This is a genomic window from Nitrobacter sp. CN101 (assembly GCF_055390255.1).
In genome coordinates, this window is record NZ_AP038833.1 from 1,913,511 (window position 1) to 1,935,601 (window position 22,091).

The window sequence follows — 22,091 nt, forward strand, 5'->3', positions numbered from 1 at the left end:
CAAACCGATGTCGCTTGCACGAAGTGCGGAGCTGGGTTCCGGCGACTAGAGCTGGTGTCGTTGCCCAATCAAGGCGGCGAATTCCGATGCCCGGTCTGTGGTGAGGTTTTGGAAGCCTTCAATGGAGACGAAGCGTTCGTCACCCATCGCCTCACGGTTCCGCCTCAAAAGAAAAGGCCCGGCGCAACCGCTGCACCGGGCAAGTCGGGAGCGGCTGGCCCAAAGGGGTCGGAGGACCTAGCGTCCAAGAAGTGATCTACTGATGATTCGTGACAGCCAGATTTCATGTAGGCATAGATCTTTGCTTATCTCGGAACCGTCTCTGCGGCCTAGGGTGATCGGTCAAGGTCGCAGGCTCGTCTAAGTGGCAGACCATTAGCGAAAGCTCCGCAAAGCTAATGGCCGCGATGTTCGATAGAATGTCGCATTGGAAGATGGGCCGCCCATTGTCGATGCGTCATACGCTTGAAACATCGTTGGGCGAACGTCGTGGAATTGAGAATCACAAAACTCGAGACCTCGATGCGAATTCTGGTGGCGACCGATGCCTGGCACCCGCAGGTTAACGGCGTAGTCCGCACATTAACGTCGCTGACCCGCAGCGCGTCGGCGCTTGGAGCTGACATCAAATTTTTGACCCCGGAAGGCTTTCCGTCAGTGCCTCTTCCAACCTATCCGGGGTTGAGAGTAGCCTTACCAAGCCGCGGCGAAATTGCCCGCAGGATAGAAGCGGCGTCACCGGATGCCATTCACATCGCGACCGAGGGACCGGTCGGTTGGATGGTGCGAGACTATTGTTGTCGTCGGAAGCTGGCCTTCACAACTTCATATACAACGCGCTTCCCGGAATACATTGCCGCACGCTCGATCATCCCGTTGTCGATGAGCTATGCGGTGCTCCGGCATTTTCATGCGGCTGCGGCCATGACGATGGTTGCCACTTCCTCGCTCAGGCAGCAATTGACCGCGAGAGGCTTCAAAAAGCTCGGAACCTGGACGCGAGGGGTCGATACCGAGCTGTTCACGCCCGATGATGCGTCCGAACTCGATTTGCCGAGACCTATTTTTATGAGCGTAGGTCGTGTAGCGGTCGAAAAGAACCTTGACGCGTTTCTCGCGCTGAACCTGCCGGGATCCAAGGTAGTGGTCGGCGACGGGCCACAGAAGTCGGAGCTGGAAATCCGGTTTCCGAAAGTCAAGTTCCTGGGCGAGAAGACCGGTCGTGAACTCAGTGCCCACTTGGCCGCAGCTGATGTCTTTGTTTTTCCAAGTCTGACGGACACATTCGGCATTGTGCAACTCGAGGCGCTGGCATGTGGCACTCCTGTCGCTGCTTTCCCGGTTACCGGCCCGTTGGATGTGATTGCCGATTTTCCGGTTGGTGCATTGGATATGAACTTAAGAAGCGCCTGCATCCGCGCACTCAGGATTTCACGTGAAGCCTGCAGGGATTTTGCCTTGCAACGCTCCTGGGAAAATAGCGCAAGGCAGTTCATCGGCAATCTGAGTGCATTGCAGCCGAGCCGTTCATTGCGACCTCGCGGCCGCCTGATGGCGCCAAGTGCTGCGCAGGGCTAACCAGGCGAGAAAGAGGAAATCGAAATTATCATGGCAGAAATCTTTAAGCTGGATGACGTCGAGCAGCTGGACTTCGACCGTGCGACGGTTGAGCAGGCTTACGATCGTTGGGCTCCGGTTTACGACCTCGTGTTTGGCGGCGTGTTCAGCAAGGGTCGCAAGACGGCTATTCAAGCAACCAACAGGGTCGGCGGGCGCGTACTTGAGGTTGGCGTCGGCACGGGAATCTCCCTACCGCAATATGCATCCCACCTTCGCATCTTCGGTACCGACATTTCGGAAGCGATGTTGCAAAAGGCGAAACGCAGGGTCAATGATCTCGGTCTAAAGAACGTCGAAGAACTCGCGGTCATGGATGCGGAGAAGCTCGAATTTCCGGACAATTCATTCGACGTGGTGATGGCGCAATATGTTGTGACGGCGGTACCGAACCCTGAAGCAGCCCTTGATGAGTTCGCTCGCGTGCTACGGCCGGGTGGCGAACTGATAATCCTGACTCGGATCAGCGCCGATGCCGGGGTGCGCCGCTTCATCGAGCGTCGATTGCAACCGGTGGTGCGTCCGCTGGGCTTTCGGACAGCCGAATTCACCTGGTCGCGCTATGCGCAATGGCTGGCAGTTGCAGCCGAAATGGAATTGGTGGAGAACCGGCCGATACCGCCGCTCGGCCACTTCTCGCTGCTCCGTATTCGAAAAACCACGACGACAGTGACCGCCTGATTGAGACGATCGACGTCCGCGCGAGCGCATCCTCGCGACGCATCTTGTGACATTTGCATAATGTCATCTTGCGTACATCGAATCCTTGTAAACCGAATAAACCGTATTCTAGGCAGAGAATGAATATGAGCTTTCGAGAGCAGCTGCGCATTCAACGATGGGATGACCATCGCTTTTACCATCACAGTCGCATCAACCAGAGCCTGCACTTTGTCAGCGCCTTCAGCTTTCTCGTTGCGTATGCATTGCTATTCGTCGATCCGGTTGCCGCCGCATTGGTCGGCTGGCTGTTCTCTATGACTACGAGGCAGGCGGGTCATTTCTTCTTCGAGCCGAAAGGTTATGACCACGTCAACCAGGCGACCCACGACCACAAGGAGGATATCAAGGTCGGATATAATTTGAATCGGAAGATCGTTCTGATGGCCATCTGGGCGCTTTCGCCGCTGGTTCTCTTCTTCGATCCGACACTGTTTGGTGTCTTTACGCCATGGGCCTCGCCGGCTGATTTCATGCGGCAAGTCGCCAAGATATGGCTCGCAATTGGAATTGGCGGCGTGCTATTTCGCACCGTTCATTTGTTCTTCATTCGCGATGTCGAGACCGGTCTTGTGTGGATGACCAAGATCCTGACTGACCCGTTTAACGATCTCAAGCTATACTACAAAGCGCCGCTGTATTTGATGAAGGGCGAGTTGATCGATCCAGGCCTTGGACAAATACAAGTGCGCAAAGCGCGCTCGAACTGAAAATGATCCGCACGACGACGGTCGCTGGCTTACCGCGGCCGTCTTCGCGTGATCATCTCCTTCAGGATTTGCCGGCGTACGCTCTTGTTGGTGAGCGAAGGATTGTGCCACCACCAGCCATCCCGCTTCATGTTTTTGGCCGCTGTCACGAAGCGATCGGCGACTACGGAAAAGTCAGCGTCGCTGTAATTCAGGCTGAAGATCAGGCGACCGGTACCAACCCAGCTCAAGGCGAGCCCTTCGGCCCGCAGATAATATTGAAACATCCAGTTGTAGCGGGACGGCTCAGTATAGTGCACCGTCCAGATCGACGACAGGTTGCTAACCCGCACCGCAAGGTCTCGCGCGCTCAGCAGCTCATTCAGCTGTTTGGCGCGTCCGTTCCAGATCTCATCGAGGCCGTCATAAATCGACAGGAAGTTCGGATCGGCGAGTCGGCTCAGGAACTCGCCCATCGCCGTCATGACGTAGGGATGCGAATTGAAAGTACCGCGGGCGAAGCAGACGTCGGCGGGACGATCGTCGCGGAAGCGCCGCATCAGATCCTTACGACCGCAGACCGCACCTACGGGAAGACCGCCGGCGAGGCTCTTGCCATAGGTCACCATGTCGGCGCGGACGCCGAAATATTCCTGCGCGCCCCCGGCGGCAAGACGGAAGCCAACGAAGATTTCGTCGAAGATCAGTACGATGCTCCGCTCGGTGCAGACCTCGCGCAGCCGCTTCAGCCATTCTCCATAGGCGGCGCGGTCGAACTGGCTTTTGCGAGAGCTGTCGACCAGGGCGGAATCAGCCGGTGCATTGCCGTTGGGATGAAGTGCCTGCAAGGGGTTCAAGAGAACGCAGGCGATATCGCGCCGCGTCCTCAAGACATGGAGCGTCCGCTCCGACATGTCGGCAAGAGTATAGGTTTCGTGCGGAGAAATTGGATTGCCCACGCCAGGCTGAACGTCGCCCCACCACCCATGATAAGCTCCGGCGAAGCGAACCAGATGCGATCGGCGCGTATGATAGCGGGCGAGCCGCACTGCCTGCATCACAGCTTCGGTGCCGGACATGTGAAACGAGACTTCGTCAAGACCGGAAATCTCGCAGAGCCGGCGCACATTGTCCGTAATCACGGGATGGTAGGGGCCGAGCACCGGCCCCAACGCATGGGCGCGCTTTTCCGCGGCGGCGATGCAATCCTTGTAGAAATCGTTGCCGAAGATATTGACGCCGTAGGAGCCGGCCAGGTCGTAGAAGACATTGCCATCGACGTCGGTGACAGTGACGCCGCACGAGGACTGCATGAAGGCGCTGGTCGAAAGATGCTCCCGCACCATCCGGCTGTACTGAAAGGGCACCCGATAGGTCTCGGTGAATCGCAGGTCGGAGATTCGGCTCGACGCCTCTGCGGTCAGTTGTCGACCCTTGGCGTAGCGTTCTTCATAAAGGCGGGCGAGCCGAAAGAAGGCTTCCCGCCTTTGTTTGACGACTTCGCGCGGTGCGCCGTCGGAACCGAAGAAGTCATCGTTATCGAACTCGTAGAACGGCAGCAGCCGTGCAACCGTCTTGGACAACTTGGAATGACCGGTCAGCGAGCGGTGTTTGGCCCGCGAAAGCGCCAACCGGGCGTTCAGTTTGGGAAAAGCAACTGCTGCGCCGGCAACCGCGGCGGCAGACAAGGCCAGAATCGGAAGAGGCAAATCCATGCCGCCAGCGCTATCCAACGCCTCTGACAGGTTCATGACAATGAGAAAACTGATCTCGGGCCTGACCCAGCAGGAGGATTTGAATTTCCTGCTGACCAACCGGATTCCGCGGGCAACCCTAACCTGGTTCATGGGATGGTTCAGCAAGATCGAACAGCCCCTGATCCGGGATCTCTCGATGGCTTGCTGGCGTCTGTTTTCCGACCTCGACCTTAGCGAAGCGCGCAAAACCAGTTTCAAGAGCCTGCATGATTGTTTCACGCGGGAGTTGCGTCCAGGCTTGCGCCCGCCGGATGCCGACCCCGCGATTGTGGTCAGCCCGTGCGATGCCATCATCGGGGCGTTTGGAAATATCGTCGACACGCAGCTTTTTCAGATCAAGGGCGCGCCATATTCGCTACTGGACCTGCTCGGCGATCCGGCACAGGTCGATGCGCACCGAAATGGCCGCTTCATCACCCTGCGGCTGACGTCAAGCATGTATCATCGCTTTCATGCGCCGCATGACTGCCGGATCGATCGCGTGACCTTCATTCATGGCGACGTATGGAACGTGAACCCGATTGCACTGAAACGGGTCGAGCGGCTGTTCTGCAAGAATGAACGGGCGGTGCTTCAGATGCGGCTGACAACCGGGGAGGCGCTGACCCTGGTGCCGGTGGCAGCGATTCTGGTCGCGAGCATTCGGCTGCATTTCATCGATGTCACCCTCAACGCTCAAACCAGAGGGTCGATGGGTTTTTCCTGCGATGCAAGCGTGCGAAAGGGCGAGGAGCTCGGCTGGTTCGAGCACGGATCAACGATCATTGTGCTGGCGCCAGAGGACTTCGAGTTTTGCGGCAACGTGGTGGAATCGGCGCGGATAAAGGCCGGTCAGCCTCTCATGCGAAAGGTTAGGGCAGGTGATCCTTGCCTGCGCGCTGAGCCGCAGGTGTAAGCCATGTCCTCACCGCTTCGCTGATCCCTCGGGAAGCGTCAGTACGGCGTACTGGGTATAATCGCGGAAAAGGCGATCAAAGCGCAAATGGGCTCCGGTATGTTGCGCCATCGCAGTGAGCAATTTCTGCAGTTCGTTGCGCGGCGTCACATCGAACAGCGAAAGCCATCTCAGGAGCAACGTGCGGGCTAGCGTCGGCATTTGTTTCTGGTTGCCGAAATCGACAATGTGTAAACGACCGCCGGGCTTTAGGCGGCTCACAGCTCTCTCAAGCACTCGACGCCAGTTTGGTATCATCGACAGGCTGTAGCAGATAAGCACGTGGTCGAACCGCTCGGTACCCAACAAGGGATGCGGCTCTAACGCGGTAGCATCGCCGTGCGCGACTCGAATCCGATCTTCCAGACCGTGTCGCGAAATACTCGAGATTGCCGATGTCAGCATCTCCGTTGAAACATCGATTCCGAAAAATCTTGCCTGAGGGTACATGCCTGCGGCTAAAACTAGATTCCTGCCGGTCCCGCATCCGATCTCCAGAACGGTCGCGCCTGCCTCAGGCCGTAGATCGGCGATTAGCTGGTCACGTCCGAGAAGGTAGTATCGCCGCGTTGAGTCGTAAAAGTGCCTTTGCCTCCGATACATTCGGTTCATGCGGCGGGTTGCTTCGACTGGCCACGAGGCATCTGCGACCATATCGGGGGAATGTGCGAACATCCATGCGCCCTCTCTCTGGTTAGCAGCTGACTCATGGAATATGTGCGCGACAGGGATATGACGAGCCAAGCGATCGTCGCCCGCGCAGATCCACGAGGGACAGCGTCTCGCGCTGATCTGGGTACCGGGATGACCGTAAATCCCGGAAAGACTCACAATCATTTTGTGAAGGAGGTGAGTGGGCGATCCTGCCACTCGCATCTCATTATTGAGCTTGGCGTTCTTTATCGAAGTGGCGGGGATACATCGACATGCAGGTCCGTTCGCATAGACCGACATGATTGCCGAGCGTGAATTTTAGGTGATGCCGCTATCACCTACATATACATAACGTATTGAAAATAAACATTTTATTGTCTTTGATCGGGTTGACATGTGTTCCGCGACGCACCACTGTTTTCGGCGGACGGAGGCTGCCGGATCATCCTTGGGATATCGCTGAGGGCAGACCTGCGCCCCGAATGACGGCTTCGATCAGATGGTCGTCGCAAACGAAAGGAAGCCCCAATGGCCACCACTGCGGAACTTGAGCAGCTGCTCACGCAGCGCTCGCTGACCGACGCGCAACTTCTAACGGCTGCGGATGCATCGGCGGATTTTCGGATTTTGCCTGACGCGACGGTTCTCAAGATCGGTGGACAGAGCGTGATCGATCGCGGTCGCGCGGCGGTCTATCCGCTCGTGGACGAGATCGTCGCCGCCCGCAAGAAACACAAGTTGCTGATTGGTACGGGTGCAGGAACCCGGGCCCGGCATCTTTACTCGATCGCGGCTGGGCTCGGCTTGCCGGCGGGTGTGCTCACGCAACTCGGGGCCTCGGTTGCCGGTCAGAACGCTGTGATGCTGGGACAGCTGCTCGCGAAGCACGGGATCTCGGCGGTCGATGGCGCCGGGCTTTCGGCTGTGCCGCTTTACCTTGCAGAGGTGAACGGCGTTGTCTTCAGTGGCATGCCGCCTTATGGCCTGTGGACGCGTCCCGCCGCCGAGGGCGTCATTCCTCCCTACCGAACCGACGCGGGATGCTTCCTCCTCGCTGAACAGTTCGGGTGCAAGGCGATGATCTTCGTGAAGGACGAAGACGGCCTCTACACCGCAAACCCGAAAACCTCGAAAGGCGCCACCCTGATTTCAAAGATCTCGGTCGCCGAAATGAAGGCCAAGGGGCTGCAGGACTCGATCCTCGAATTCCGCATGCTCGATCTGCTCGCCTCGGCACGCCACGTTCGTCAGGTGCAGGTTGTGAATGGCCTTGTCCCCGGCAACCTGACCCGTGCGCTTGCTGGCGAGCACGTCGGCACCATCATCACCGCGAGTTGAAAGGGACACGTCATGGCCAACACAACTGACACCATCAAGCACGTCGCCTCGCCGCTCGCGCGCCAGACCCTGCTCGACGGCGAACTTACCACTCCCGTCGCCGGCAAGCGGCCGATCCGGCTGCTGCCGTGGCTGCAAGTGGTGAAGATCGGAGGCCGCTCCATCATGGATCGCGGCCGCGACGCGATCCTTCCGATCGTGGACGAGATCCGAAAGCTTTTGCCTGAACACCGTCTACTGATCCTGACCGGTGCCGGAATCCGCGCGCGCCATGTCTATGGCGTTGGCCTCGATCTCGGCCTTCCGGTCGGGTCGCTGGCCCCGCTTGCTGCGAGCGAAGCCGGCCAGAACGGCCACATTCTCGCCTCGCTCCTCGCTCCGGAAGGCGTCTCCTATATCGAGCACCCGACCATCGCGAGCCAGTTGGCGATTCACCTCACCGCGGCCCGCGCCGTGGTCGGAAGCGCCTTTCCTCCGTATCACCATCACGAGTTTCCAGGCTCTCGTATTCCGCAGCACCGGGCGGATACCGGTGCGTTTCTGCTAGCCGACGCGCTGGGCGCGGCCGGCCTCACGATTGTGGAGGATGTCGACGGGGTGTCTACTGCGGACCCCAACGGCTCCGAGGGAAAGACGGCGAAATTGCTTCGCGAGATGAGCGTCGCCGATCTTGCAAAGTTCAAGGGCACGTTGCCCGTCGATACGGCTTTGGCCGAGGTCATGGCGACTGCGCGTCATATCGAGCGCGTGCAGGTTGTAAATGGCCTTGTTCCGGGACGACTCACCGCCGCTTTGCGTGGCGAGCACGTTGGCACGATCATTCATACTGGCGCGCATAAGGTCTGATCTTCGTTCCAGATTATCGATCTGGTATCGGAAAAACGGGTCGGAGCAAGTGCTCCGGCCCGTTTTGCATTTGCAGATTCGGCTTCGTTCCCGGCGCAATATCCGTTATATATGTTGAATATATAACGCGGGGCAGGGCGTGATGGCGATTGAAGCGCTGGTCACCTTGAAGGGCGAGAACGTTCCAGCGGTCGGACGGGAGCGGTTGAGGTTACTCGAGGCGGTTGCGCGCGAGGGCAGCATTTCAGCTGGGGCACGGGCGGTCGGCATCACCTACAAAGCCGCATGGGACGGTCTCGATGCGATGGCCAACCTTTTTGGCAAGCCGTTGCTCGTCGGGCGCGCTGGCGGTCGCGCCGGCGGCGGAGCGACGCTGACGGCGACTGGCCACTCTGTCATCGAGGCGTTCAGAAGAATGGAAGCGGAGATGGCCCGCGTCTTGCGAACGATCGAACCTGAGCTCGCCGAGGCCGGCGTTTCTCCATTGGATCTTGTCTCGGGATTTCTTATGAAGACCAGCGCACGCAACGCGATCCGCGGCAGCATCATCAATATCGTGTCCGATACGCTGAGTGCAGAAGTCGAAATTTCGGTCTCGCCCCAAACGACGATCTATTCGCTTATTACGCACGCCAGCATGGAAGAGTTGGGACTATGCTCGGGCCGGCCGGTGACCCTGCTGATCAAGGCACCATTCGTTGCTATTGCTACAGGAAAAACAGCGCCGAAGACCTCCGCTCGCAATTGCATCAATGGGATCGTCAGCCGATGCGAGACATCCACCGTGAGCGCCGAGATCGTCCTCGACATCGGTGCAGGCAAAACGCTTGCGGCCAGCGTCACTGCGCAAAGTGCCAAATCGCTTCGGCTCTCTCCAGGAAAGCCCGCATTCGCCCTTTTCGATGCTGCGCACGTTATCATCGCGATCAACTGACGAGAGTTGTTGCGTTGGGCTGATCGCAAACAGTCTATCCGCCGGCTTCCTGGATCAAAAATATATCGAGGTGTGCGCCGCTAAGGGAAAAAACGAATCTACAAAATCGGGAAGTTTGGCATCGCCGCTCCGTCTTGCCGTCGTTGCAGAAATGCAACGACGTTGAGCTTTTTGCCCTGAATTCGACTGCTATTCCATAATATTAGAAGTAATCCAAAATATATGAGATTGCGGGGGAATTTCTGCCCTCATAGAGAATGGCGAGCGGTTGCAAGCAGGAAGGCGCCCCCGCGCATCCTTGCGACCGAGGGGCAACCCGTGGCCTTTGATATTCAAGATCTGTTTCGGCGGCATAGTGAGGAGCTGAGGCGCTTCCTGCGGCGGCGGGGTGCGACCGCCGAAACCGCCGCCGATCTCACTCAGGAGACCTTCCTGAGGCTCCTCACCGCGACGCCGGTCGCGCCAATCGACAACGTGCAGGCCTATATTTTCCGGACCGCGAACAATCTCTCGATTGATCTCGCGCGCAGGCAGCGGCTCATGCCGCTCGTCGATAGCAGTGACGATGTCCTCAAGCATATTGTCGACGAATCGCCATCCGCGGAGCGCGTGCTGCTGTCGCGTCAGGAGCTGGCGCTCTTGCAGGCAACTCTCAATCAAATTCCGGAGCGGCCGCGCGAGGTGTTCCTGGCACGCCTCGAAGGCAAGACATTCGCCGAGATTGGTCGAACCATGGGCATCTCGCCGCAATCGGCGTTCAGCCAGATGCTCAAGGTCATGATGCATCTCAAGCTGGCGCTCGACCGGACGCACGAATAATTTTCTGTGCGCGTGAGATATCTCGCTCTCCAAATCGTCTCCAGATAATAAGAGCGCTATAGTTCAGCCGGTCCTGGGTCGTGTCCCAGGTCTGCCAAAGGAGCGTGTCTGATGGGGCCGGATCCCAGTTGGACCGACGACAACGATTTCGGCGGAAGTCTCGATCCGATATCGCAGGAGGCCGTGACGTGGTTCGCGACCGTACATGCTGACGAGGTGACGAAGGCTAATCAGGTAGCTTTCCGCGCCTGGCTGCGACGGGACGAGCGCCATCGCGCCGCCTATGCGGAGGTCGAACGCCTGTGGTCGGGAGCCGCAGAACTTCCGATCGTCCAGGCGCGCCGTCGCGCAAGGCAGATGGCCATCACGCGCCGGACTTTCGGCAAAGGCGTGCTCGCTGCCATGGTCGGTGGAGGCGGTTGGGTCGCCTACCGGCAGCATCCATTCGCGGACTACCGCACAGGCACCGGCGAACGCCGGACGGTAACCCTCGCCGACAATTCGACCGTGGAAATGGCCGGCGCGACAGCCTTGTCTGCCGATTTCAGTTCGCACCTTCGCCTGGTCACCTTGCATCAAGGCGAGGCTTTCTTCTCGGTTGCGCCCGAGAAATCGCGTCCTTTCGTGGTTGAGGCGGCTGCAGGCCGCACGATGGCTGTCGGAACTTCATTCAATGTGGACTATATCTCCGACGACGACGTGCGCGTTACTGTCGCCCGGCATGCCGTAAACATCCGCGTCGGCGCGGCAGACGCGCGGTTGGACGCAGGATCGCAGCTCACATACAACCGCGAGAGCATCGGTGTTCCTCAGAGTATCGATCCGGTTTCGGAGCTTGGCTGGCGCGACGGCCGCTTGATCTTTCTTTCGCAGCCGTTCGGACGGGTCATCGCCTCACTCAATCGCTGGCGGCGGGGCAGGCTGATGGTAATGGGATCGGCCTTGGCGGCCCGTCCAGTCACGCTCATCATCGACCTCGAGAAATCAGGGAATATTCTCGCCACCCTTGAGGAAGTCCTTCCGATCCAGGTCGTCAATGTGACCCCCTACCTGACCCTGGTGTTCGAGGCCTGACGCCGCTCTTTTAAAAAAAGTTCGCGCCCAATCGGATAATCGCAAGTCTGCTTCGTCTAACCCAGTGGGGACGTCGGCATCATGCCGGCGTTAATCTGATGACGGAGCGCGACGATGGCGGGGCGGACTATTTCGAGGGTCAAGGCGACCAGGCTGATGACTTTGCTTGGGTCGTCGTCGATCGCCGTCCTGCTGCTGTCAGCTCCATCCGCATTTGCGCAGACCGCGCCTGCACCTGCTGCGGGCACCATGCAACGGTCGATCACTTTCGCCATCCCGCCGCAGTCCTTGTCGACTGGCATCGTGGCCTTCTCGCGCGCCGCCGGCGTCGATCTCGTATTCGATGGCGCGGTGCCGAGCGGAGCACGCACGCCGGGCGTCTCGGGCACACTCACCGTTCGCGACGGCGTCAACCGATTGCTGGCCGGCACCGGACTGACCGCGCGGCTCACCGGCGCCCGCACGGTCCAGATCGTCAATCCTTCATCGGCTGGCGCTAGCGTTGGCGCGATGCCGGCCGGCGCGGTTGCGCTCGACACGATCGACGTGCAGGGCGAGAACCCATTGGGTCCTGTTAACGGGTATGTTGCCAATCAGAGCATGACCGGCACCAAGACCAACACCCCGATCATAGAGACGCCGCAGTCCATATCGGTGATCGGCAGGGAGCAGATTCGGGATCAGAACATCAACGCCAAGTTCGACGAAACGCTGCGCTACACGGCCGGTGTTTTCGGGGGCACGGCCGGCAGCGATCCGCGCAACGACTGGTTTCAAATTCGCGGATTCCAAGTGCAGGAACAAAGCACGTTTCTGGACAGTTTGCAGCTGACGTCCATGTCTTTCGCTACCTGGAAAATCCAGCCGTTCGGTCTGGATCGCGTCGAGGTTCTGCGCGGCCCCTCAGCCATGCTTTTCGGCGGTTCCGGCGCTGGCGGCATCGTGAACGCCGTCAGCAGGTTCGCTGGCGAAGAGCCAACTCGCTATATCGAGGCAGGCGTCAACAATTTCGGCAATGCCTACACCCAGTTCGATGTCGGTGGTCCTCTAAATGCAGGAAACGATGGAAAACTCTTTTATCGGATCGTCGGTCAGATCCGGGGCGGAGGCACGCAGGTCAACTTCATCAACGACGATAACTATTTCCTCCAGCCGTCGCTGACATGGATGCCGGATATCGATACGCGACTGACGATCTACGCTCAGGCGTCACACAACGTGACGCGCGGCCTAAACTTCCTTCCCTATGAAGGTACGGTGGTGAACGCTCCATTCGGTCGGATACCTACCAATCTCTTCGCCAGCGAACCAAGCATGGATAGGCAACGCCGCGATCAGGCGATGGTCGGCTATCAATTTGAGAAGCATCTATCGGAGAACGTGACGTTCCGTCAGAATGCCCGTTATGGGTATGTGGACCTTTATAACGCGACGATGTTCGGAGGTGGATACTTAACCACGCCCGCCGCCGCAGATCTCTATCGAGATAGTTTTCTGGTGCGCAGCAAAGCGAGCCAGGCCAATATGGACAGTCAGCTCGAATCTCGATTCGAAACCGGCCCGGTGTCTCATAAGGTTCTCGGCGGGTTCAACCTGAAGCGCTTCACCCTTGATGATATGCAGGGTATTGAAGAGGGCTTGCCCATAAATCTGGTCAATCCTGTCTACACTCCGACCGCGCCATTTAGCGGTGCGCCATATCGCGATGCGCATGTAACTCAGAACCAGGTCGCACTCTATCTTCAGGATCAGATCAAGTTCGATCGCCTGACGCTCGTTCTGTCGGGCCGCAACGATTGGGTTGGCACAATCGATAACGATCTTGCCAGGTCGTATCAGACCCGAGAGGACAGCAAGTTTTCTGGTCGCGGTGGCATTATTTATAATTTTGACTTCGGCCTGGCTCCTTACGCTTCGTATGCAACCAGTTACAATCCGATCGTCGGCATCAATGGCGCCACCGGAAATATCTTACTGCCGCAAACGGCCGTACAATCTGAAGTTGGATTGAAATATCAACCGACGGGGCTTAACGCACGTTTCGGTGTGGCGCTATTCGATCTGAAACGTAGAAACGCGCTGACGACCGATCCGAACAACCCGCAACTGCAGATTCAAAACGGCGAGGTCACGTCCCGCGGCCTTGAACTGGAGGCCGTTGCCAACATCACGCGCGATTTCAAGATCACGGCCAGCTATACCAATTTCAATTTCTTTGTGAGCAAGGACCTGGACACATCGCTGATTGGAACAGTGCCGGTCAGCACTCCGCGTGAACTCGCGTCGCTGTGGACTGACTACACCTTCCGCGAAGGAGCGCTAAGCGGCTTTGGCCTGGGAGGCGGCGTCCGATACGTCGGATCGTCTTTTGCGAATACTGCGAATACCCTTATCGTGCCAGCCGTGGTCCTTGGTGATCTGGCGGTTCACTATGAATGGGGGGACAACTGGCGGCCCGCAGTTAACTTCATCAACGTCGCCGACACGATCTATGTCGCGACATGCTCGAGTTCGGATTCGTGCTTCTACGGCGATCGGCGCCGCATCACGGGAAGCCTCTCGTACAAGTGGTAGCAGGCAGACGACCACCAGAAGCTGGACCTTTTGTCCGAAAAACCGGCAGCAGGCCACGAGAGTCTTTCACCGCTTCACGGCAACGGTGAAAGACTCTAGCTTTTTGATTTGACGCGTTCTTCACGCGAACCGGTATCCATCCTCGGGTGTGACCCGAGGCCATGCTTCGCTCGAAACGCTACAACACCAGCCGAGAGTGAAGGTTTCCAGCGATTACCGTTCCACAGCTGGCGGGTTGATCGTGCGTTTGACCCACTGACCAAGGACATATGACACCACGAATATGGCCGTGGCGATCAACGCGATCGTTAGATCCGCGGCCTCGTCTTTAAGCGCCTTGGCCAGGATATAGACGCCGGCGAGCCCGACTCCAAAGACAGCTAGCGAGGCGACTTCGGCAATGAATTTCCGGGTCAATTTTGTTTCCATGGGGATAGACTCTGGATTTGTGAGAGCAATGCGGAATTGTCATCGCGCAGGGGCATGAGCCGATCGGGCACCCCGATATAGAGCCTTTCCGCTCCTTACGGAATCAGAAGCAGAGCTCTATGAGTTGATTTGGCGCGTTTTCTTCATGCGAACCGGTAACCGCTTCGCTCGAAAACGCTATAGAACATCACCGATAAAATATCGACGCCATTCTGGTTCGCAACCTCAATAGCAATGAGATGAGTTGAGCTTGGCATGGCAGGTTCGCCTGCATCTATCCGTTTGATCGACGCCGTAATTCTTGATCGCCGGTCCGCTTACCTCTCGTCCCCGGCAAGAACAACGTTGCTCCCGGCATCCGAAGTGTCTGCCTGTTCAAACCGTCGAAATACCGCTTTATTTTTGGCCTTCAAACGGTAATCTACCGCCTATGCCATCAGGTATGTGATGGCACCGGACGGGACGGAATTTGCGAACGCAATGTAATTGAAGTCGCTATATAGCGATGGGTACAAAGAGCTTCCTTTTGCCCTAGACTTGTCGTGGTTAAACGCGATCTGGAATTGATAGACGTTACTTGCCCCGCGAATGGAGGCTCGAACGATAGCAACGTGTCTTCCGCTCAAAGTGCACTCCGAATATTGGTTGTGCATGGACCCACGACCTCACGCTCATCGAAAAATTTTTTAGGAGTGTGCTTGCAAGACAAGCGCACTCCCTGAGGAGACCGCGATCCCCAGCGGCCATTGCTGTGAAATTATCAGAACTGACAGCCACTTAGCTCAACGGAGAGTTTGGAAAATGAACTCGGACATCAAGCTGGACGCTGAAAATGACGGATGGGTTACCATTGAATCAAACGTGCTGAAGGCAAATTCGAGTGACTTCATGCTGGACAACAGTTCGCGCCGAACAACCCCGGAGGGTAACCGGCGCGCGCTTGTGCATAATGAAAAAGACGGCCTCACCGTCAATTTCAATGGCGACTATCCGGGCGGCGTTACAATTGAAGGTGAAGTTAGCCTTGGAGGCGGTGTTAAAATTGGAGGCGGCGCCCGCATTGAAGGCGACGTCAGAATCAAAAGCGACGCCCGCGTCGAAGGTGCTGCCCAGATTGACGGAGGCCTGATCCTCGGCGGCCGGTTGCGGCTGCGCAAGGTTGACGCGCCGGACAACGCGCTTCCCCGCAAGGGAAATGTTGGCGACATCATTGTCGTGCAGAACGCGACAATCGATCCGGCTGCCTTGATAAATGACGTAGGTCTTTGGATCTGCATTGGCAAAAGGATCGGGATCGGTCAAGGCGACGATGTCTTGTGGCAGCGTCTTTCGGTTGGTGAGCCGGTCGCCGGAACGCGCGACGATTGACGATTCAATTTGATACGGGAGCTCCGCCATGGCCCTTTTCGGATTTCGATTGCAAACACTCGCGACGATTTTGACACGCAGCCGCCACACCGACGACGACGTCATTACATTTGGCGTCGTCGTCAATGAAAAGGCGCGCGGGCAATGCTCCGGCCGTTCCCCTGCATTTGGGGGCACGACGATGGACATGGCCTACGTTCCCGCAACGGTTGGCAGCGGGAGCTGGGATCGCGAATTCCTGGTTGGGCCGTTCGATATTGAACCTGACGATACTATTCGCGTCTTCTACTCCGTGACCAATATCGGCGACACGCAATTGCCGGACTCGGAGGCGGAGAAATACCAGATTGAGATCATGGACAAGATGCTGATGGCTGCGGTGGGTGCCTTGCTCGGCCCTGGCGGTATCGCACTCGGCGTGATCGGTGAAACGTTAGCGAAAGCCTTGGGTCTCATTTCGAGCCCTGTAGGGGCCGTGCTGGGCTGGAAACCAAACGGCCCATGCAACGGCGTGGTTCTTGCCGGTACTGTTGAGTTCACCGGCTCTGGCCTCGCGCAGCTTGATTATTCGGATCGCCCTAGTCTTGCGTCGGGTGTGGGACCAGAAAAAGCCAGTCGGGTCACGCGCCATTACGACGACCAGGCGACGCACGATACGGAAAAATGTGGCGCGGTCGCGCAAACGGATCTCACCTTCGAAGTCATGAAATTCGCCCGCGCGGTGTCGGTGCGGACCTTCGCGCTTCGACTGCGGCTAACGGGACCACAACTTCGCGAGGGACTTCGCAAGTTACGGCCGGATGCCGGTGCTGTGAGCGTGCGTCAGCTGTTGGGCTTGCAAGCTTAAGTAATTTCGCAAAGAGCATTAAATCTAGCCGAAATTCCCAAATGGTCGGAAATGTAGCGGCCATCGTGGGTAAAGTTTAAAACTTCTGTGGCGTCGATCATCGCGATGCTTGCTGAGCCAGCTTTCAGGAGAACGTAATCGAGACGCTGGTTTTCTTTCGGCCGATCGTCCGGGTCGTCGTAGAAGTTGCTGTCGACGATCAGGGTATAGCCGCTGTCCGGCGCGTTTCCGGTCGCGGTCCAGCAATCGACTGGGCCGCCTAGTCTTTGAATAAGTTGCGCATAGTGCCCGGCATTCTCGCCGGGTATATTGAGATCGCCCATGATCAATGTGGTAAGACCTGGATCGCGATGGCCTTCGACAAATGCATTCAGTTCATTTAGCTGAGCGTAGAGCGCGGGAGCGCCGTTTGCGGTTTCAATGTCCTGCGTGTGACTGAGGAAAACATCGACACTGGCAAGGCGCATATGCAGGACACCCTTTGCAGTGAGGCAGTCCTGCCGGTCGCAATGCGAATACGTCATGGTGTTGGTTGCCGTGACGGGCTCGCTGCTCAGCAGGAGCAATCCGCCGTTGGAGACTTTGGGCAAATGCGCTTCTGGTCCATCAATCCAATGTGGATACCAGGGCGCGAGCGCTTCGCGGATTTCGTCGCGCTCGTCACCGACCCAGACTTCCGACAGGCCCACGATGGTTGGACGCGCGGCAAGGATTTGACCGACGATTTGCCCGATCGATCCGTCCCTTTGTAGAAGGCCGGCAAGAGCGCCATGTTGTGCGCCATGACCGACAACGCTGCAGGAGAATAGGAAAGGCGCAGCGGGCCGCTGCCTTTTTTCGTAGCCTCGCGTAATCCGACCAGACCTGATGCGCGTCCGGTCGCCTGCCGGCAGAGTTGTCTCAGTGAAAAGCCTTCTGAGGTCATGCCAAATCTCTAAACTTACGTCGGGATCAGCTTTTGGGATGCTCCCAGCGGGGTGCTCCCAGAGATGTCAGGAATTACTATCAACGCTTATGCGACCTTTAATACAGTACAATATGCCAGTGAACTGAAACCATGCCAATTGCCGCGAGCGGTAGCGGATGGCAAATTCCATACCTGCCGCAATGTTGATCCCGCTTGGTCGCGCGCGTTCAAATCCGATGGCGGGAGAGGAGAGCTGAATGGCCGGACTGTATTTCGAGCAGTTTTCCGTCGGGCAGAGGTTCGTTCACGAAATCCGGCGAACCGTCACCGACATGGATAATGTTCTGTTTTCCTCGCTCACCTGCAATCCGGCTGCGGTGCACATTGATCACGAATATGCCAAGTCGACTGAATTCGGTAAACCTCTGATCAATTCCATCTTTACGCTGGGTCTCATCATTGGCCTTTCAGTGCAGGACACAACTCTCGGAACCACGGTCGCAAACCTCGGTATGGAGGAAACCAGGTTTCCGCGTCCGGTATTCGCGGGCGATACGTTGCGCGCGGAATCGAAAGTGGCTTCGGTTCGCGCCAGCAAGTCGCGTCCAACGCAGGGTATCGTCACTTTCGAGCATCGCGGATACAATCAGCGAGATGAGGAGGTGGTGTTTTGCCGCCGCAACGCGCTGATGATGCGGAGGCCGGCATGAAGTGGCGCTCGCTTCTTTTCGTCCCGGCCGATAGCGATCGCAAGTTCGCGCGGGCCGACACCTGCGGCGCGGATGCGCTTGTCCTTGATCTGGAAGACTCTGTCGCGCCCGGCCGCAAGGCGGTCGCGCGTGACGCAGTGAAGAGCTTTCTCGGCGCGACTGCTCGAGATTGGACGTTTTTGGTGCGGATCAACGCGCTCGGAACGGGCCTGACGCTGGCTGATCTTGCTGCTGTCGTCCGACCCGGGCTGGACGGCATCCTGATTCCGAAGGTCAACGGCATTCAAGACGTCGAGCAGATCTCGCACTATGTCGATGTTCTGGAGGTGGCCGCGGGCATTCCGCCAGGGCATGTGAAGTTGCTGGCTATTGCCACCGAGACGCCGGCTGCGATGCTTGGTTTTGCCGGCTACGTCAGGCGGAATCCCGGTGCGAGCGCAAGGCTTGCGGCCATGACATGGGGCGCTGAAGATCTCAGCACCGCGCTTGGCGCGTTGACCAATAAAGAGCCGAACGGCGATTGGACGTCTCCTTATCAGATTGCACGTGCCCAATGCCTTTTTGCGGCCAACGCGGCTGGCGTTCTTGCACTTGAGACGCTGTACAGTGATTTCAAGGATCAGGTGGGCCTCGCCGAGAGTTGCCGTGTCGCCCGCCGCGACGGATTCGTCGGGCGACTTGCGATCCATCCGGACCAGGTTGCCACCATCAACGCCTGCTTCACTCCATCCGAAGCCGATCTGGCACACGCCCGCCGCGTCGTCGCTGCCTTCGCCAGTCAACCTGATGCCGGCGCGGTGGGTATCGAGGGCAAGATGTATGACATTCCGCACCTGATCGCGGCGAAGCGGGCATTGGCCTCGGTCGGCGAGATCATCAAGGAATGAGCGTCGAGGAAGGCGGGATGGCGCTCCCTCAAAGATTGCTCTCGGTGATGGCCGCATAGATCATGGTGCGCAATTCGCGGCGGACCGGATAGGCGCTCGACGGCAGCACCTGCGTCATGAAGATGGCGATCAGGTCTTCCGCCGGATCGATCCAGAACGAGGTCGTTGCAGCGCCGCCCCAGGCGTATTCACCTGGGCTCCCAGCTATTAGCGTCTTTGCCGGGTCCATGGTGACGGAGAAGCCGAGGCCGAAGCCGATGCCGGCGTAGGTCGCTTCCGCAAACATCGATCGTGACATGTCCGGCAGATCGCGGTTGCCGGGCAGGTGATTGGTCGTCATCAGCGCCAGCGTTTTCGGCCCGATCAGCCTGACGCCGCGGCGTTCGCCGCCGTTGAGCAGCGCCTGGCAGAACGTGAGATAGTCGGCGGCCGTCGAGCACAGGCCGCCGCCTCCCGAGATGAAGCTGGGCAGCGAGAGAAAAGGGCTCTTGGCGGGATCATCCTGCAACGTCAGTCCGCCCTTCGCATCCGGCGAACGAGCCGATATCATGCCGCCGACCGTCGTATTGTAGCAGGCCGCGAGTCGTTGCGCCTTGTCGGCTGGCACGAAGAAGTCGGTGTCGGCCATTCCCAACGGATTAAAAATGCGCTCTTTCAGGAATTGTTCGAAGGAAATGCCGCTGATCTTGCCCACGAGGTAGCCGATCACGTCCGTGGAGACCGAGTAATTCCAGGCCTCGCCCGGCGAGAATTCCAGCGGAATGTCGGCAAGGCTTGCGATCATCGAATCAAGCGTGCCCGCAGGGTCGAGCGTGCCGATCTGCTTGTCGCGATACGCCGCGTCGACGTTGGTTCGCTGCTGGAAACCGTAAGTCAGCCCGGATGTATGACGGAGCAAGTCAATGATCTGCATGGGCCGCGTCGGCGGTTTGGTCATGAAGGCAGGCGCGGTGCCGGCCTGAAACACGCCAAGGTTCTTCCACTCGGGAATATACTTGTGAACCGGCTCGTCGAGCGCAACGAGGCCTTGCTCCACCAGCATCATGAAGGCGACCGACGTGATCGGCTTGGTCATGGAATAGATGCGGAAGATGGTGTCGTCCTTCAGCGCCACCCGGCGTTCGAGATCGGCAAAGCCCTGCACAGAACTGTGCACGAGGCTGCCGCGGCGATACACCATCAGCTGCGTGCCCGGAAACCGGCCGGCATCGATATATCGCCGCCTCAGATGGTCATCGACGCGCTTGAGCGCGGCACCGGACATCCCTGAACCTTCGGGAGAGCCGGGATTGAGGGCTGTCATCTGGGATTACTCCGGGGCAGGGGGCAAATTGGATAGCTCACGGCGTTCTACGGACGCAATGTGTCGCATGACCCGATCGTTTGCGAACCGCGGATCCGTGAGGAGTGGCAATCTGCGGCAGGTTCGTGCAAGAAAACGGCGCGGAGCGAAGCTCGCGGCAGAAAGATAACACTTTGGAGGCGATATGACGGACGTTCAGATCATTCCAAGCTGGTCGGTTTGACGAATGGTAGAAGCACCGATTCTGATCGTCGGCGCCGGCCATGCCGGCTTTCAATTAGCGGCGTCGTTGCGTCAGGCCGGGTACGAGGGACCGGTCAGCCTCATCAATGACGAGCCGCATCTGCCCTATCAGCGGCCTCCGCTCTCGAAAGCCTATCTGAAAGGCGGCGGCGGTCCTGATACGGTGATGTTTAGGCCAGAGAAATTCTATCACGATCAGCGCATTGAGCTGATTTCCGATCGCGTCGTCGCCATCGACCGCAGCGCGCTTCAACTCGTCTGCGCCTCCGGTGCTTCCCGCGCTTACAAGCACCTTGTACTGGCAACGGGCGCGCGCAACCGCCTGCTCGATATCCCCAATGCCGGTCTGAAGGATGTCCTCTATCTCCGATCGCTCGACGAAAGCGAGATGCTGCGGCAGCTCTTTCCCACCAGGCGGCGAGTGGTGGTTGTCGGGGCGGGCTTTATCGGTCTCGAATTCGCGGCGACCGCGCGGGCGAAGGGCCTCGAGGTCGATGTCGTGGAGCTTGCGCCTCGCGTGATGGCGCGTGCGGTCACGTCGGAGATTTCGGAGTTCTTTCAGCGCCGTCACAGCGAGGCAGGGATTCGGATTCATTTCGGAGTGCAGGCGACGAGCATCACCAGCAACGAAGGTCGTGTGACAGGCGTTACCCTGAGCGACGGCAGGCCGATCGCAGCCGATCTCGTGGTCGTCGGCGTTGGCGTTTTGCCCAACGTTGAACTGGCGGCGGAGGCGGATCTTCCGGTGGCCTCCGGCATCATTGTCGATGAGCACTTGCTCACGGCCGATCCTAATATTTCAGCGATCGGCGATTGTGCGCTGTTTAAGAGCGTGCGTTTCGGTGCGCCGCTGCGGCTCGAATCCGTGCAGAATGCGGCCGATCAGGCCCGCTGCGTGGCGGCGCGGCTGACGGGCGATGCGAAAAGCTATGACGGATTTCCGTGGTTCTGGAGCGATCAGGGACCCGACAAGCTGCAGATCGCGGGCCTGACGACCGGCTACGATCAGGTCGTCGTGCGTGGCGACGCCGGGCAGGGGTCGTTCTCTGCCTTCTGTTACAAGAACGGTCGCCTGATCGGAATCGAATCGGTCAACCGTGCATCGGATCACGTCTTCGGCCGCCGCTTTCTGGCTGTGAACGGTTCGATCCCGCCGGAGCAGGCTGCCGATCCTGCTTTCGATCTGAAGCGGGCGCTTGCGTGAAATTCTGCCGACAATGAGGACATCGCCTGTCCCATGGGCAGGCTCGATAACCGGAGCGTCCATTGAACCATCGTACATTCATGTGCGGCGGCGATACTTTTATACAGCCTTTAATCTGAGCGACGGATGTTATCGTTTGGTGGCGTGGCTATACTGTTCACAATCATGTGTCATAGCAGGCGGCAACTCGTCTCTCGGCGAGGCATATCCCGCAAAATCAAAGGCCTGGGCACGATC

20 protein-coding genes are annotated in these 22,091 nt (G+C 58.3%); 14 read left to right on the forward strand and 6 right to left on the reverse strand.

The features are described from left to right. Positions 1 to 522 precede the first annotated feature (522 nt). The 3 genes from ACZ5IL_RS09525 to ACZ5IL_RS09535 all read left to right on the forward strand — a co-directional run bounded on the left by ACZ5IL_RS09525 (position 523) and on the right by ACZ5IL_RS09535 (position 3,047). Positions 523 to 1,578, forward strand: coding sequence for a glycosyltransferase family 4 protein (locus tag ACZ5IL_RS09525; RefSeq protein WP_464596880.1), 1,056 nt, complete (start codon positions 523 to 525; stop codon positions 1,576 to 1,578). Positions 1,579 to 1,608: 30 nt separating this feature from the next. Continuing rightward, positions 1,609 to 2,298, forward strand: a complete 690-nt coding sequence (locus ACZ5IL_RS09530) for a class I SAM-dependent methyltransferase (RefSeq protein ID WP_464596491.1) — start codon at positions 1,609 to 1,611, stop codon at positions 2,296 to 2,298. A 119-nt stretch (positions 2,299 to 2,417) separates the two neighbouring features. After that, positions 2,418 to 3,047, forward strand: a complete 630-nt coding sequence (locus tag ACZ5IL_RS09535) for a hypothetical protein (protein WP_464596493.1) — start codon at positions 2,418 to 2,420, stop codon at positions 3,045 to 3,047. Positions 3,048 to 3,076: 29 nt separating this feature from the next. Here ACZ5IL_RS09535 and ACZ5IL_RS09540 read toward each other — a convergent pair whose 3' ends face one another. After that, entirely contained in the window at positions 3,077 to 4,741 is a 1,665-nt protein-coding gene (locus ACZ5IL_RS09540) for an aminotransferase class III-fold pyridoxal phosphate-dependent enzyme (RefSeq protein WP_464596881.1), read from the reverse strand. Between the two features lie 34 nt (positions 4,742 to 4,775). Here ACZ5IL_RS09540 and asd point away from each other — a divergent pair, with 34 nt between their 5' ends. Continuing rightward, positions 4,776 to 5,678, forward strand: coding sequence for an archaetidylserine decarboxylase (asd, locus tag ACZ5IL_RS09545; protein ID WP_464596495.1), 903 nt, complete (start codon positions 4,776 to 4,778; stop codon positions 5,676 to 5,678). A 9-nt stretch (positions 5,679 to 5,687) separates the two neighbouring features. Here the strand turns inward: asd and ACZ5IL_RS09550 are convergent, their stop codons facing one another. Continuing rightward, positions 5,688 to 6,671, reverse strand: coding sequence for a class I SAM-dependent methyltransferase (locus ACZ5IL_RS09550; RefSeq protein WP_464596497.1), 984 nt, complete (start codon positions 6,669 to 6,671; stop codon positions 5,688 to 5,690). A gap of 228 nt (positions 6,672 to 6,899) precedes the next feature. Here ACZ5IL_RS09550 and ACZ5IL_RS09555 point away from each other — a divergent pair, with 228 nt between their 5' ends. The 6 genes from ACZ5IL_RS09555 to ACZ5IL_RS09580 all read left to right on the forward strand — a co-directional run bounded on the left by ACZ5IL_RS09555 (position 6,900) and on the right by ACZ5IL_RS09580 (position 13,956). Further along, the gene (locus tag ACZ5IL_RS09555) at positions 6,900 to 7,709 is read left to right on the forward strand and encodes an amino acid kinase family protein (protein ID WP_425905216.1); all 810 of its coding nucleotides are present in this window, start codon (positions 6,900 to 6,902) and stop codon (positions 7,707 to 7,709) included. Between the two features lie 12 nt (positions 7,710 to 7,721). Then, entirely contained in the window at positions 7,722 to 8,555 is an 834-nt protein-coding gene (locus tag ACZ5IL_RS09560; RefSeq protein ID WP_464596499.1) for an amino acid kinase family protein, read from the forward strand. Positions 8,556 to 8,697: 142 nt separating this feature from the next. Continuing rightward, positions 8,698 to 9,489: a TOBE domain-containing protein gene (locus tag ACZ5IL_RS09565; RefSeq protein ID WP_464596500.1), complete on the forward strand. Its 792-nt coding sequence runs from the start codon at positions 8,698 to 8,700 to the stop codon at positions 9,487 to 9,489. Between the two features lie 318 nt (positions 9,490 to 9,807). Then, positions 9,808 to 10,308, forward strand: a complete 501-nt coding sequence (locus ACZ5IL_RS09570) for an RNA polymerase sigma factor (protein ID WP_464596502.1) — start codon at positions 9,808 to 9,810, stop codon at positions 10,306 to 10,308. Between the two features lie 111 nt (positions 10,309 to 10,419). Beyond that, positions 10,420 to 11,382 (forward strand): FecR family protein, encoded by a 963-nt coding sequence (locus tag ACZ5IL_RS09575; protein WP_464596504.1) that lies wholly within the window; start codon positions 10,420 to 10,422, stop codon positions 11,380 to 11,382. A gap of 114 nt (positions 11,383 to 11,496) precedes the next feature. Then, positions 11,497 to 13,956: a TonB-dependent siderophore receptor gene (locus ACZ5IL_RS09580; protein ID WP_464596506.1), complete on the forward strand. Its 2,460-nt coding sequence runs from the start codon at positions 11,497 to 11,499 to the stop codon at positions 13,954 to 13,956. A 213-nt stretch (positions 13,957 to 14,169) separates the two neighbouring features. On the opposite strand, the gene ACZ5IL_RS09585 is transcribed toward ACZ5IL_RS09580, so the two are convergent. Both ACZ5IL_RS09585 and ACZ5IL_RS09590 read right to left on the reverse strand, forming a co-directional pair. Continuing rightward, positions 14,170 to 14,373: a hypothetical protein gene (locus ACZ5IL_RS09585; RefSeq protein WP_464596507.1), complete on the reverse strand. Its 204-nt coding sequence runs from the start codon at positions 14,371 to 14,373 to the stop codon at positions 14,170 to 14,172. A gap of 867 nt (positions 14,374 to 15,240) precedes the next feature. Beyond that, on the reverse strand, positions 15,241 to 15,942 hold the full coding sequence (locus ACZ5IL_RS09590; RefSeq protein ID WP_464596508.1) for a hypothetical protein: 702 nt from the start codon (positions 15,940 to 15,942) through the stop codon (positions 15,241 to 15,243). Here ACZ5IL_RS09590 and ACZ5IL_RS09595 point away from each other — a divergent pair. Further along, the gene (locus ACZ5IL_RS09595) at positions 15,935 to 16,600 is read left to right on the forward strand and encodes a hypothetical protein (RefSeq protein WP_464596510.1); all 666 of its coding nucleotides are present in this window, start codon (positions 15,935 to 15,937) and stop codon (positions 16,598 to 16,600) included. The genes ACZ5IL_RS09590 and ACZ5IL_RS09595 overlap by 8 nt on opposite strands. Here the strand turns inward: ACZ5IL_RS09595 and ACZ5IL_RS09600 are convergent. Further along, a complete protein-coding gene (locus ACZ5IL_RS09600) occupies positions 16,597 to 17,289 on the reverse strand; it encodes an endonuclease/exonuclease/phosphatase family protein (RefSeq protein WP_464596511.1) in 693 nt (230 codons plus the stop codon). The two genes, ACZ5IL_RS09595 and ACZ5IL_RS09600, sit on opposite strands and share 4 nt — an antisense overlap. A 475-nt stretch (positions 17,290 to 17,764) precedes the next feature. Between ACZ5IL_RS09600 and ACZ5IL_RS09605 the strand changes: the two genes are divergently transcribed. Both ACZ5IL_RS09605 and ACZ5IL_RS09610 read left to right on the forward strand, forming a co-directional pair. After that, positions 17,765 to 18,217, forward strand: a complete 453-nt coding sequence (locus tag ACZ5IL_RS09605; protein ID WP_079447316.1) for a MaoC family dehydratase — start codon at positions 17,765 to 17,767, stop codon at positions 18,215 to 18,217. Further along, the gene (locus ACZ5IL_RS09610) at positions 18,214 to 19,104 is read left to right on the forward strand and encodes an HpcH/HpaI aldolase/citrate lyase family protein (RefSeq protein ID WP_464596513.1); all 891 of its coding nucleotides are present in this window, start codon (positions 18,214 to 18,216) and stop codon (positions 19,102 to 19,104) included. Before ACZ5IL_RS09605 ends, ACZ5IL_RS09610 begins: the two co-directional genes overlap by 4 nt. Positions 19,105 to 19,132: 28 nt before the next feature. Here ACZ5IL_RS09610 and ACZ5IL_RS09615 read toward each other — a convergent pair whose 3' ends face one another. Next, on the reverse strand, positions 19,133 to 20,407 hold the full coding sequence (locus ACZ5IL_RS09615; RefSeq protein ID WP_464596514.1) for a serine hydrolase domain-containing protein: 1,275 nt from the start codon (positions 20,405 to 20,407) through the stop codon (positions 19,133 to 19,135). Positions 20,408 to 20,633: 226 nt separating this feature from the next. Here ACZ5IL_RS09615 and ACZ5IL_RS09620 point away from each other — a divergent pair, with 226 nt between their 5' ends. Then, positions 20,634 to 21,854, forward strand: coding sequence for an NAD(P)/FAD-dependent oxidoreductase (locus ACZ5IL_RS09620; RefSeq protein WP_464596515.1), 1,221 nt, complete (start codon positions 20,634 to 20,636; stop codon positions 21,852 to 21,854). Positions 21,855 to 22,091 lie beyond the last annotated feature (237 nt).